The sequence below is a fragment of the Bifidobacterium simiiventris genome (assembly GCF_019331715.1).
Classification (GTDB): domain Bacteria; phylum Actinomycetota; class Actinomycetes; order Actinomycetales; family Bifidobacteriaceae; genus Bifidobacterium; species Bifidobacterium simiiventris.
Genome location: NZ_JAHBBG010000001.1, coordinates 601085 through 614764 on the forward strand (window position 1 = coordinate 601085; position 13680 = coordinate 614764).

10 protein-coding genes are annotated in these 13680 nt (G+C 58.8%); 6 read left to right on the top strand and 4 right to left on the bottom strand.

Annotated elements, in window-relative coordinates; genetic code table 11:
- Positions 1-17 precede the first annotated feature (17 nt).
- From KIH76_RS02445 to KIH76_RS02470, 6 genes are all read left to right on the top strand, one after another.
- Positions 18-692 (top strand): response regulator transcription factor, encoded by a 675-nt coding sequence (locus tag KIH76_RS02445; RefSeq protein ID WP_219069120.1) that lies wholly within the window; start codon positions 18-20, stop codon positions 690-692.
- 4 nt (positions 693-696) lie between these two features.
- A complete protein-coding gene (locus KIH76_RS02450) occupies positions 697-1926 on the top strand; it encodes a sensor histidine kinase (RefSeq protein WP_219069122.1) in 1230 nt (409 codons plus the stop codon).
- A 235-nt stretch (positions 1927-2161) separates the two neighbouring features.
- The gene (locus KIH76_RS02455; protein ID WP_219069123.1) at positions 2162-2446 is read left to right on the top strand and encodes a helix-turn-helix domain-containing protein; all 285 of its coding nucleotides are present in this window, start codon (positions 2162-2164) and stop codon (positions 2444-2446) included.
- A gap of 152 nt (positions 2447-2598) precedes the next feature.
- Positions 2599-4044: an ATP-binding protein gene (locus tag KIH76_RS02460; RefSeq protein ID WP_219069125.1), complete on the top strand. Its 1446-nt coding sequence runs from the start codon at positions 2599-2601 to the stop codon at positions 4042-4044.
- 416 nt (positions 4045-4460) lie between these two features.
- Positions 4461-5717 carry an ISL3 family transposase gene (locus KIH76_RS02465; RefSeq protein WP_236036749.1) on the top strand — a complete coding sequence of 419 codons (1257 nt, stop codon included), beginning with the start codon at positions 4461-4463 and terminating at the stop codon, positions 5715-5717.
- A 393-nt stretch (positions 5718-6110) separates the two neighbouring features.
- On the top strand, positions 6111-6569 hold the full coding sequence (locus tag KIH76_RS02470) for an Hsp20/alpha crystallin family protein (RefSeq protein ID WP_219069127.1): 459 nt from the start codon (positions 6111-6113) through the stop codon (positions 6567-6569).
- Between the two features lie 978 nt (positions 6570-7547).
- Here KIH76_RS02470 and KIH76_RS02475 read toward each other — a convergent pair.
- The 4 genes from KIH76_RS02475 to KIH76_RS02490 form a co-directional block, all read right to left on the bottom strand.
- Entirely contained in the window at positions 7548-8447 is a 900-nt protein-coding gene (locus KIH76_RS02475) for a class C sortase (protein ID WP_236036750.1), read from the bottom strand.
- A gap of 361 nt (positions 8448-8808) precedes the next feature.
- Positions 8809-10059: a hypothetical protein gene (locus KIH76_RS02480; RefSeq protein ID WP_219069132.1), complete on the bottom strand. Its 1251-nt coding sequence runs from the start codon at positions 10057-10059 to the stop codon at positions 8809-8811.
- 552 nt (positions 10060-10611) lie between these two features.
- Positions 10612-11607: a Cna B-type domain-containing protein gene (locus tag KIH76_RS02485; RefSeq protein ID WP_219069134.1), complete on the bottom strand. Its 996-nt coding sequence runs from the start codon at positions 11605-11607 to the stop codon at positions 10612-10614.
- Between the two features lie 152 nt (positions 11608-11759).
- Entirely contained in the window at positions 11760-13496 is a 1737-nt protein-coding gene (locus KIH76_RS02490; protein WP_219069137.1) for an isopeptide-forming domain-containing fimbrial protein, read from the bottom strand.
- Positions 13497-13680 lie beyond the last annotated feature (184 nt).

Below are 13680 nucleotides of genomic sequence, written 5' to 3' on the forward strand. Positions count from 1 at the left end.
CGGATGACATGCGGAGCATGACGGCAATGCCCGGTCGCATGCCGTACGTGTCTAGACTGGACGACATGGAGCAGTATGCGCAGCATCGATCGGTTTCGATCGCGATGGTGGACAACGACCGTATGGCGTTGATGGCGTTGTCGTCGCTGCTGACGCGCGCCGGGTTCACGGTGATGTGGACGGCGCAGTTGGGTGCGGCCGCGATTCAGCGGTGCATTCGCGCGCAGGATCGGCCGAACGTGCTTCTGGTGGACATGGCACTGTCGGATATGACCGGCGTCGACGTGTGCCAGGCCGTACGCAAGTGGGCGCCGGAACTGCCGATGATCGGCGTGACCGCCTATGATCCGGCCGTCTATCGCGACGCCGCGATCGCCGCCGGTGCGGCCGACGTGATCAGCAAGGACGATATCCCCACGATCGCGGCAACCGTTCGCAGGCTGTCCGCAAGCCGTCAGTCGGATCCCGCGCCGGCATCATCCGCGCAACCGGAGCGATCGTTCGCACTATCCGCGCAACAGGCCGCGATCATGCGCATGTATGCGGACGGACGGTCTACCGACGAGATCGCCGCCACACTCGGCATTTCGAAAGGCACGATCTTCTCGCAGGTCGCACGCGTACGCGACAAGCTGCACGCCCGCGACCGAGACGAGGCCGTCGCCCTGTGCCGCCGTTACCTGAGGATGTGACGAGATGATCGGACGGCGTATCGACAAGCGGCTGTTGTGGGACGGCCGGACGCGCGCGCTGCTGGCATGCGCGTCGATGCCGGTGATGATCGAGACCGCGTATCTGTACGGCATCGGCGACGGCGGCGACATGACGCTGCTGTTCATGCTGCTGTCGGTCGTCGGCGGACTGCTGATGGCGTTGCTGCCGCGCGTCGGCGGCTGGGCTATCGTCGCCCTGTGGGCCGCGCGGTGCGTGGTGCCGCAGACGACGCCGTTCTCGCTGATGTTCTGCTTGCTCATGGCCGTCACGATCATGGCGTACCTCAATATCGGCATGGCGCTCTTGGCGGCGGTCGCGGCGCAGGCGGCGACGGCTGCGCGCATCTGGCTGTATCCGTGGGATTCGTCGGTGTTCGCGATCGTCTGCGCCACGGCCGCGTTCCTCATGGTCGCCCTGTGGCTCGGCTCGATGATGAGCTGGCGCGAACGACAGGAGATCGAGGATCAGGAGCATGCCGAGCTGGTGCGTCGCGTCGCCGATCAGCAGCTCGCCACGCAACTGCATCATTCGGTCGCCAACGACCTGACCACGATCCTGCTGCTGTCCAGACAACTGCAATCGGATACTGGCGGTTCCGATCGGTGTACGACCGACGATCACGATACTGTCACGCTGATCGAGCAGACGGCGCAAGAGTCCCTTGCCAAGGTTCGCACGTTGATCGCCGGACTCGACCAGCAGGACGGTCCCGTTCCCGATCGACCGAACGAAGCCCACGCGGGTATCTCGAACCGTCAGTCGAAGTCGACGCAGATCGTCGCCATCACCGCGGACGAGCTGCATACGATCGCCGGGACATACGCCGAACGGCTGCGCGCGAACGGACTCGTCGGCGACATCATCGTCGGCGGCGAACCGTCATGCCCGTGCACGCCCGATCGCAAAGCGGCGTTGCTCGACATCCTGTGCGAAATCGTCGGCAATACGATGAAATACGCCGATCCGGCCGCCGGCTATTGCATCGTGGTCACGATTGCGCCCGGGGTGGCCACGCTGTCCGCGTCCAACGGGGTGGACGCCCGCGATGCCGGCCACGCGTCCACGGCCAACGCCGCAGTCGCGTCCGATGTGCTCAGCGGCGGAACCGGTCTCTCGCGGTGCCGGCATATCGCCGCGTCGTTCGGCGGCGAGTTCACAGCCGAACGCGACGACGCCACATGGACCATCCTGCTCACGCTTCCGCTGGCATAACGGCGTGCACGAGGACATGTTCGGCACAGGATCGCAGGAGTTTCCCGCCGACGACTGCGTGAAGTGCGGTTCCATCAGTATCGTCCGCAGGAGGCATACGGGAAGAGTCGGAGCCTCACACCAATCGGGAATGCACACTTTGGTCTAACAGACCCTAGGTGTAAGGCACCGCCCATTCCGCCTAGAAGCCCCTCGCCGCGCCAACCCAACCATCACAACAACAAACACAGCCGGCGTGATCCTGGCCGCATACCGCGAGTTCGACGACCGCATCAGCGCACTGACCGGACATGCCGGCGCGGACGGCATCGTTGCGACCGGACGGCGCGCGACCAAGGCGCAGCGCATCGCCATGCTGTTCGACGATTCGCTCTCGCCGCTGTCCAAGGCCGACATCCTCCTGAAACTGCCGGACATCAGCATGACGACCGTCGAACGCACGCTCAAGGCCCTGCAGGACGACGGCACCATCACAAAACTCGGCACCGGCCGCAACACCCGCTACATCAAGCGACGCTGAATCGTCGCTCGCGAGATGGCTCCACCCGGTGTCGGACCAAGCGCCATTTCGAACCATTACTGTGCTTGTAAGCAAGTTGCTTGTAAACATCTTGCTTACAAGCACAGTAATGTACAATGACATGGAATGGATTGATACGGGAAGGACGGCGCATGGGGTTCGTGGGCAGAATCGAGGAGCTGAAGACGTTGGAGTACCATGCCTCCCTGGGCAAGTTCCAGATGGTCGTCGTGTACGGGCGTCGGCGTGTGGGCAAGACGGCGTTGATCGCGCATTTCTGCGAAAACCGACGCACGCTATGGTTCACGGCCAAGGAGCAGAGCAACGCGGCGAACCTACGCGAGTTCTCTCAGGCGGTTCTCACGTTCTTCCATGAGCCGAACTTCCCCTCGGGGTTCTCCAGTTGGGACGGAGCGTTGAACTACATCGCGGACAAGGCGAAGAACGATCCGGCCGAACCTTTCGTGTTCGTTTTGGACGAGCTGCCGTACGCGGCCGCAGCGGAACCATCATTGCCGTCCTCATTACAGATCGTCATCGACCACCGGTTCAAGAACACCAACGTGCTCATGGTACTGTGCGGCTCCAACGAGGGCTTCATGGAAAGCAAGGTGCTTGGCTACAAGAGTCCCTTGTACGGGCGCAGGAACGCGCAGATCCGGCTCAAGCCGTTCGACCTGTTCGACGCGTGCCGGCTCATGCCCTCGAATGCGGACTGGCAGACCCGCATCCACTATTACGCGGCGTTGGGTGGCACCCCCTATTATCTGGAGCAGATCGACCCGGATCTGACGTTTGTGCAGAACATGCGGGCCAGGTGCTTCAGCCAGAACGGCATCCTGTACGAGGAGCCCATGATGCTGCTGCGTCAGGAACTGCGGGAGCCGGCGTTGTACAGTTCGATCCTAGACGCGGTCGGCGCGGGACGCACCAAGCCGAAGGAGATCGCCGAATACGCCGGCGTCGATCCGAACACCGTCGGCGCGTACCTGCGTACGCTGGAACAGCTCGGCATCATTGAACGACTGGTGCCGTTCGGCGATGACCCGAACCGATCCCGCAAGGGACTGTGGAAGATCAAGGACCCATTCTTCGCCTACTGGTACCGGTTCGTCAGCCCCGCGACCGCGCTCGTCGATACCGGTTATGGGCAGGCGGCCGCCGTGCCGGCCACGTCGGGCGAGGTGTTTGACACGTACGTGGGGCAGCAGTTCGAAACGATGTGCATGCAATGGCTGTTGCGCCAATGTGGGGAAGGGCAAGTAGAGGGTTTCCTGCCTACCGCGTTCGGCAAGTGGTGGGGCAACGATCCGATCGCCCGCGAACAGACCGACATCGACGTGGTCATGACCGACTCGATCAACCACAAGGTGCTGCTTGGCGAATGCAAATGGCGCGAGCATCTCAACGAGACCGAAGCCGTCGACCGGCTCAAAGCGCGTTCACCGCTCATCCGCGAGCACGGCGAGCGACTCTACTATCTGTTCACCAAACGACCCGTCAGCGCCGCCACAGCCGCAAAAGCCGCGGTCGACCCCACTCTGACCATCATCGATGCCGCAACGATGATGGGCGGCGCCACCACTGCCGGCGAATAGGACGTCGCAATTGAGATTCATGTTGGTTCGAGTCCAGGTGGGGAACCCAAGGGGACCTAGCCATCACTGGAATGCCTTCTGCGGATCCTCAGAAACTGCCCGTCATCAGCGCGGCGACCGTCGAACGCGCCCAAAGACTCCTCGGGACGACGGCATCCTCGCCATCTGCATGGGCGAACGCCGTCATTGCCTCCGCTTGCGGGACGAAGGTTGCGTCATGATTCCCTCTGTCCATGACGTAGATTATTCATCGTGTTTTTTTTGCAAGAAATATCGTATGCTTCACTAAGATTATTGGCGCTTGTGTTGTTTTCGTGGGTGTGGGTTCGTCGTTGAGCCGTTGAGGGAGTAAGAGAAGAGCGCTTCCTGGGTAGGATGTTTTCGACCAAGATAAACAAGCAACCAGCAAGCGCCTGATGAACAGCATATTCAACCAGCTCCTCAACGTCAAAAACATGGTGGTCGAGACCGTGCGGATCGTCGACTCGCCGCTGCGTCCCACGCCCGTGCTCGAGATCCGCGTGCGCCCGCGCAAGGGCATGCTCCGATGCTCCCGCTGCGGGCGGAAACGCCGTGGATACGATCGTGGTGGCGGCGTGCGTCGCTGGCGGCATCAGGACTTCGGCTGCTGGCGGGTCGAACTGGTCGCCGTGATGCCGCGAGTGGACTGTCCCAGGTGCGGTGTCGTGGTCGCGCGAGTGCCGTGGGCGGAGCCGGGCAGCCGGTTCACTAGGGATTTCGAGACGGAATGCGCATGGCTGATGACCGTCGCGAACCAGAAGACGGTGAGCGGGTTCCTGCATGTCGCGTGGAGGACCGCGGGCGACATCGCCCACAGGGTCGCCGAACGGCTGAAAGCGTCGATGCCGTCGCCGTTCGACGGTCTGACGGCGATCGGCGTGGACGAGACCAGCTACAGGAAGGGCCACACGTATTTGACCGTGGTCGTCGACCACGAGAGGCACCGCGTGATCTGGGCGCACGACGGATACGGCAGGGACGTGTTCGACCTGTTCTTCCAACAGCTCACCGACGAACAGAAAGCATCCATCACAGTGGTGACCGGCGACGGGGCGCGTTGGATCGACTCATGCGTGCACGAGCACTGCCCGCAGGCCGAACGCGTGCTGGACGGCTTCCACATCGTCAGCTGGATGAGCGACGCGCTCGACAAGGTCAGGAAACGACTGTGGAACCAAGCCAGACACGAACACGACGAGGAAACCACCAAGCGCATGCGCGGCGTCAAATACGCCGTCCTGAAGAACCCCGACCGGCTCACCGACAAGCAGAACGAGGCGTTCGACACCCTGCGCAACACGGACCCGAAGGGCCAGCTCTACCGTGCCTGGCAGCTCAAGGAACTGCTGCGCACCCTGCTCAAGCATCCCCTCGACCAAGCCAAGACGGAATTGAACCACTGGGTGTTCTGGGCGTCACACTCGCGCATCCCCGAAATCGTCGAACTCGCCAGGAAGATCCGACGCCGCCGGCCCGACATCCTGCGCACGATCGAACTGGGCCACTCCAACGCCAGGCTCGAGGCGTTCAACAACCGCATCAAAGTCACCATCCGCATGGCCTACGGCTTCCACCACGTCACCAACCTCATAGCGCTCATCATGCTCAGATGCGGCGGACTCAACATCCAACTACCAACACCAACGACCTAACCCACGAAAACAACAGAAGCCTCATATTTTTTGCATTTCCATTGATCGGACAGGTATATTGAAAATTCGGAACAGAGTGAGGAAGGCGCCTCCGGCGATCATTGCCGGACGTCGTCGAATCGATCCGTGATCGTGGTATCGGATCGGGAAAACAGAAAACTTGAGCCGCGCAGACTCAAGTTTTTCACTGTGGGTAAAACTCGGGAACATCCTCTGCCGGACGCCTATTGTGTGGGGTGAAAGGACAAGGCAGGAGCTCCGGGAGGGGTTCCGGGAACGGCGACGATAGCCGGTCGGCCGAGTTCCGGGGCGCACCGTGAGGCGGGTTCCGGGGAGGCGGTCCGGCGAGCCAAACCGTTCCACTCCATGCATGTTTTGTAAGGAGTACCGATTATGGCGATGTTTCCGGCTTTGATGAATGACACGATGTTCTCCGATCTGTTCGATGATCCGTTCTTCGAGGGTTGGCGCAACGCGGACAACGGTTCGGCGGCCGCCGTGATGCCGGCGAACATGATGTCGACGGATGTGCGCGAGAAGGACGACTGCTACGACGTCGACATCGACATGCCAGGCTTCGACAAGAACGACATCTCGATCGAGCTCAACAACGGCTACCTGACCGTCTCCGCCCACAAGGACGAGGATTCGGACGACAAGGACAAGGACGGCAAGTGGCTGCGTCGTGAGCGTTACATGGGCACTTGTTCGCGTAGCTTCTACGTCGGCGAGGACGTGAAGGAATCCGACATCCACGCCTCGTACAAGAACGGCACGTTGTGCATTCAGGTCCCGAAGATGCAGGCCCAGCCGCAGGTCGAAGCCAAGCACCAGATCGCGATTGAGGGCTGAGTCGTTAAGAAAACAGCCCGGTGGGTTTCTTTTCGTCGCCTGACGGATATTGCCCGCGCCAACATCCGCGGAGTCCGCCAGACGACGAGGAAACACAGCCAAGCCTTAAAGCGGGGAGGCAGATGGTCATCATCAACCATCTGCCTCCCCGTTTTTTCGTACGGAACATGTGCGAAGCCGCAAGGAGTCGACCGTCAAACTCGGAAAGCAACTGCCGGACGATTCCCCAGTCCGTCGAGGAAAGTATGTCTCCGCGACGGAATCTTGCTTGACCTTCGTTTCATTGATGAATCTACAGGTGTCCCACTGATGAATCCACTGGGCGGAAGCCTTTCTCTGCTAAACAGGGTTATGGGAACTTTTGTGGTGTTTGAGACGCCGGTTTCCCGTCGTCGGTCTCCCCATGGTGCGGTAAATCTCCCATGGTGCGGTAAAACCCACATGGTGCGGTAATGGAAAACGGCTTGATTTCAAGGATCGTGCAACATGCCACGGTACATGTTCACCGCACCATGGGAGATTTACCGCACCATGGGGGTTTTACCGCACCATGGAAGTGTACGTGAACCATCGCGCCGACGGGACACCCCTGACTTGTCCCAACGGAGGAAAACAACACCCGGACACGCTTACTCCCACAAGGCCAAACCCCGGGCATACACACCACACAAGTTCCCATAACCCCATAAAAGGTGGCCCTCACATCCTTTTCGGTGTTCTCCGACGGATATGGTGGCCTCACTCTGGCGGATTCCTTTACTCAAGCCACACGACGATTGGTTCGCATGGATCTCGGCTATTCGGACCGATCATAATGTGAAATCCCCCGGATCTGATCGTGTTGAGAGATCGACGCGGACGGCTAGGCGGCCGGTCATCCGACACTCAAAAACCCGTCCGGAAACGTCGCATTCATACGACGTCTATCGGATGCCGGTCGGATTCAAACGCGTCGTCATTGCCGTCGCAGTCTGCCGTTTATCTACGGCCGCGGCGGAGAGCGAGCTGGTCGGTGGAGTGGCCGGCGTGGGGGCGACGGTGGCGCAGCACGAGCCAGCGTACGACCAGTATGCCGACGATGAGCACCGCGACAGTGACCGAGACGATGCCGATCGTGAGCGTGCGCACCGGGGTGTCGTAGTCGGTCGCGTCCGGCGTCTTCGGATTCGGGATGCGATGGCCGCGCACGAGGAGGCGATGCGTGTTCACCCCGTACGGCGTGCAGGTGACAACGGTCGCATAGTCCTTGCCGTCCTCGATCGCGAGATTGTCGAGTTGGTTCGGCAGCACGACGCTGATCTTGTCGACCTGATACGTGTATGTTTCGCCGAGCACGTGGAATGCGAACGCGTCGCCTTTGACGAGCGTGTCAAGACCGGTCAGCAGCTTCGCGCTCGGCAGGCCGGTATGCCCGGAGACGACCGCGTGCGTGGTCGCGCCGCCCACCGGAAGACTGCTGCCTTCCAAGTGGCCGATCGCGATCTGCAGGACGCCTTCGTCCGTGCCGTGATACACCGGGAAACGTACCTTGAGTTTAGGGATCGTCACGTACCCCATGATGCCGGTGCCCGATACGTCCAGCAATGACTCGTATTCGGCTTTCTGCTGTTTGTCGAGCGTCCACCGGTCTGCGATCGTTGGCAGTGTCGCGTTGTATGCGCGCGCCGCTTCCAGCATCTGCTTGCGCTGCGCTTTCGATAGATCCTCGGTCTGCTCGATATACGTCGCCACCGCACGCGACTGATGCATACGATTCCACCAGTCAGCCACCGTCGGATACGAAATCAGTCCCACGCCCACGACGAACACCACAGCGAAGAATGCGGAAATGATCGCTGACACAACATCCAGCACCGTGCGCTTACGTTTCGCGGCCATTTTGCGTTTCCTTTCTTGTGGGGCGGGTAATGATTGATGAGCGATGAGCGCCATCGGAATCGCGCTTCGCGCGATGCTGCGCTATTAAGCGGCCGTTGGCCGCGGAGTACCCCAACCCGCCCGGCCTACGCCGGGCACCCTCCCCTGAAAAGGGGAGGGAGACATTGAAGCCTTCCCTCGCAAGGAAGGCACCGGACAGAACCGGCTGGTTCCGACCGACTCGGTCACTTCCCTCCTCTTTTAGGGGAGGGTGGCGCAAAGCGCCGGGGGGGTACTCGCGGCCAAAGGCCGCTAATATCACCGCATCGGCTGCAAACCGATCCCATTCCCCATGCGCCACCATCCCATTTTGGCTCATACGTCACCGAGAGCCACATGATCCATCTATGCCAACAAACCCATACGAATCATCCGAGGAGCATTGATCTTTCTGATTCTCAACCAGTTTCTTAACAGCATCTGCTTGTGTATCCAACTCCTCTTTCAGTTGACTAGCGGTATCAAAAATTTCCTTCCATTGAGATTCATGAGTTTCAGACATCGTTAGATGACCATCTACATACTGGGCATCTTTATCAAGAAGATCATGAAGACCAGTCACTACACTGCTCTTTCTCATAGATGACAACATCCGAGCCTCTCCATATGTCTCTGAGGCAGACCGCACACTTTTATTCAATGATTTCAACGCTTTCTCAGTCGTTATTTGATCGGGAGAGCACTGACCATTCACCACAATTTCCCCTGCTGCAGCACATGATACTTCCTGTTGCGATGCAAGATACGATTGATGGACAATATGGGCACCTAAGCCAAGTACAGCAATAGCACATAACAAGCAAGCAACTATCCGAGCTTTTGGCCAACATGTATGCTCATTTGCACGGAATATAACCAGACAAGCGGGAATCACATCCATAACTAAATTATGAATACATTCAATCGCGACCACCGTGAGGGCCAGTCCAATTAACTGATCAATTTCATCAGGATTGACGTCGATTATCCAGAAGATCAAAAAGCAAAACAATCCAATCGCAATAGGATAGCGCGTATTGGCAAGAATATTTTTGACTGATTCTGCCTCAAGAGCTGTCTCATTCTGAACCTTAGTGGAAGACACGTACCCATATGCCCAATAAAATACAAGGAATATGCATCCAATTACAGCGCAGGCTCTTCCATATAAGGATGTCCATTCAGACGAAACTCCGCAGTAGATTAAACATAGCGAGAGACCAGCATATATAAAGAAATACTCCAGCCATGATTTTACCTGCAGTTTTTCCTTATCTCTCCGATAATGGAAAAACCCACCAATTAGAACAATTAAGCATAGGACGCTATATGCAATAATCCACCAACATGGAAGAGCCCCATGAATGCACACTATCTTCCATATGACCAAAAAGATTATTCCGCAAGAAATAATTATGCGGATATTATGAAATAATATTAACCCGACTCCGCGCAGAGAAAACCAAATATTATATATACAATTCTTTAATAATTTGCTTATTGGACAATCAGAAGTTTTATCTTTTGACGGCTTGACGGGTCGATCAGCCAACTCATTATCTACGCTCTGCGGTTCCGATTCCTGCTGAGTCATGTTCCCGTTCCTTCTTACTGATTTTTTCTCAAAAAGAGGCGGATTCTTCCGGAGTGCTAAAAGTAACGAACGCACTCCGGAAGAGTCCTGACTTACTCAGGGGCGATGGGGCGGGGATGCCGGGAGTCCCGCGGGAGGTGAGAGAGTAAAGCGGTATCTCCACGGATCCCCATGCCATCAAGTATTTGTTTATGACCTGTGAAACAGGTGAAGCTCCCCCGGTTTGGAGGAGCTACGTATGATGCTGGCGGAGCCTTGGCGCCCTGCAATTACGGACAGTCTTGCGGCTGACTTTCTTGCTGGCTCGCCTGTCGGCTCGCACATTGCCTACAAACAGCTCTGCTGCTTGCTTAACAGCAATGTCCTTGCTGAGGGAGCTGGCTCGCGAAGCGAGACTGAGGGAGAGACTGCGGCGAAGCCGCTATGTAACGGCATCGGCCGTAGGCCGATTCAGTTATACTGGCGGCCTTCGGTCGCGACGCTCCCTCAGTCAGCCTGCGGCTGACAGCTCCCTCAGCCGAGGGAGCCAAGGCTCCGCCGGCATCAGAGGGTTTAGCTGCGTGACTTGCGGCGGCGCATCAGGAGCAATCCGATAAAGGAGAAGCCGGCGGCCGCGGCGGCGGCCTTGGTCAGGTCGGAACCGGTTTGCGCCGGAGGCTGGGACGGCGGGGTCTCAGGTGGCGTGTGGGTGTTCGTGATCAGCGTTTCCGCGTTTTCACGATCCACCAGCACCGTGTACTTGGCCGGCACGTTCTTCTCCACGATCTTCCACTCGTGATCGGAGGCAAGCCCCGACCACGAATACGACCACTTGTTCGAAGCGGTCAGCTTGACCTCCTCGAACACCTTGCCGTCACGCAGCAACTGCACCGTGATCGACTCGGGACGTACGGACGCGGAATCGTTCTTCCAGATCTTGCGCACCGAACGCTCCACCGTAGTCGGCTTCTCGATCGGCGTGCACTCGGTCTTCGGCTGGAGTTTCACGTCATACGATGCGTCGGCGGCGGTACCCGAAGGCACCGCGGTCAACGTCGAAGACGCGCCGCACGCCAGCGCATCCGTCTTGAACGCGTCCACGTTCACCAGATACAGGCCACGGGCCAGACCATCAAACGACGCCCGACCATCGGCATCCGTCTTTACGGTCGCATCGGCGGACACCGCGTCGCGCGCCGCGTAGCCGGACAGTGTCTCGGCCAACTGGCGGAACGTCTCGGAATCCGCGCCGAACACATCCCAATCCACGGAGTAGTCCGCGAACGGCTTCGTCGGCTCGAACCCGTCGTTCTTAGCATTCCACGAAGCGACCTTGTACAGGCTCACCGAAGCACCGGCCAAAGCATCGCCGTCATCCTTGTACTCGACGGCGATGCTGCCGGTCTTCGACTCGTCCGCGTTGGCGGCCGGCGAGAACGACAGCACGCACGCGCCCAGCATAAGTGCCAGCGAACAGACCGCCGCAAGAGCAAACGTCGCCCAGCGCGCCCCAAGCGCCAACACGCCCCGGCCGCAAGCAAACCCGCGGCCACAGTTAGCGTCAGTCATCATTCTTCCCTTGCTTCAATCCATTCATTGCACGGCTGGAAAGCAATCGGGTGTTGACCCCCTCAGTCAGCCTTTGGCTGACAGCTCCCCCTTGAGTAGGGGGAGCAAAGGCCTTACCTCACCAAGGGGAATCAGACCACGATTACCGAGAATCAGCGGTTGGAAAGGCGACGACGGAACGCGAACCACGCGCCGGCGGCGACCACGAACGCGCCACCCAGAGCGTACAGGATCACCGTGCCCATGCCACCGGTCTCAGGAAGGCTGGAACCCGGGAAGTTCTTGACGGTGTACTCGGCCATACCGGTCTGAGCCTTGTTGCTGTCAACCATGCCGCTGAAGTCGTTGATCTCCTTGCCGGTCTTGCCGGTGCCATCCTCGTTGATCTCGGTGTAGAACTTGAGCGAGGTCAGCTTCGGATCGTCGGACTCCTTATTGTGCTCGGCTACGATGTAGAACTCGAGTGCAGTCCATGTGTTGTAGCCGTCAGGAGTCTGGGATTCCTCGAGCTTGTACTTGCCGTCGTCCAGACCGGCGAACTCGAAGGTATGCTTCGTGTTAGAGGCCTCGTCTTTGTAGTCCTTGACCTCGACGTAGCCACCCTTAGGCTTAGCGGTACCATCCTTGTTCGTACCGTTGTCCTTGTTCGGGTCCCACTTGGACAGCTTGAACGCGGCGTTGTTCAGATCCTTGTCGTTCTCGTCCTTCTTGTTGACGGTGATCTTGAACGTGAACACGATGACCTTGTCTTCCGGGGTCTTGCCGGTATCGCCGTCGCCGCCCTGGTTCGGGTTGTTCGAGTAGGTCAGATCGACCACGTTCGGATTGCCCTCGGCACCGATCTTCGCATAAGAGTTGAGCTGAGCCTGATACTCGACCACGATGCGCGTAGCCGTGTTAATCGTGAGCGTATTGCCCTCGTTCTGAGCAGTGGCCTTCTTGAGATCCGCGAAATTGACAGTCATCACAGAATGATCGATATCGTCCGCAGTGCTCGTTTCAGTACCGTTCTTATCGTAGCTCTTGACGCTCACTTCATAGCCGGCGGTCTTATCCTCGGCATTCGAGACAACTTCAGCGATTTCGACCTTGGAGGTGTAGGCGCCGGTGGAGTCCGGGTTCACCGCGTACACGCGGATGCTGTCCGCGCTCGTGGTGTTGTCGTCCTTCTTGTTCACGCCGTCCTGAACGGTCAGGCCCTTGGATAGGGTATCGGTGAACTCGTACTTGTAGGAATCATAGGAGGCGTAGTTGTCCGGCAGGGTGCCGGTGAGCTTGTAGTCAATCAGGTCATGGATGTCGTGGTCGGCGGAGTCCTGCCAGTCGGTGGTCTTGCCGGTGGAATCGTTGGCGTCCTTGACCTTCTTCTCGACGGTCGGGTAGTCGCCCTTCACGTCGAGGCTCGTCTGACCGACGACGCGCAGGATGTACTCGGTGTAGTACGAGTTCGGCTTCGTCTGCTGCTGATCATCCTTTGGCAGGCCGGTGGTCTTCACAAAATAGTAGCCGGCCTTGGACGGGGTGATCGTGTACACGGTCTTCGCGTTATCGCCTTCACCCTCAGTGGACTCGGCCGAAGCGGTTCCTTCACCGCTGACGTAATTGCCGACGACCTGCGCGAACTCCTCGGCGGCAGCGGTCTTCTGTGCCACGGTCGCCTCATCATCCTTCTTGCCGGTGGAGACGACAACATAGTTGTCGCCGAGCACCTTGGCGACATCCGCAGCGGTGGCGGCCTTCGCGAACTTATTCGCGTCATTCTCGCCGAACACCTTATCGGCCTTCAACGCCGCGATGAGCTGGTCGGCCGGGCTGGAAGTCTGGCCGGCGGCGACCTCGGTGGAGATGTTCGCGCCCCACGTGATATCCGACAGGACATTGTTCTTCAACGTGCCTGCGAACACCTGATACGCGGTATACGTGTATCCGGACTTGGAATTATTAATGGCTATTCGCTGTTTGTGGTGGGTGGTTTGGGTGTGAGGTGATGCCGGTCGGGTAGGTTGGAGGCATGGATACCTCTTGTCTGTTCACCGCCGCGTTGCAGCTTCAGTCTCCTTGGAAAGTGGAGTC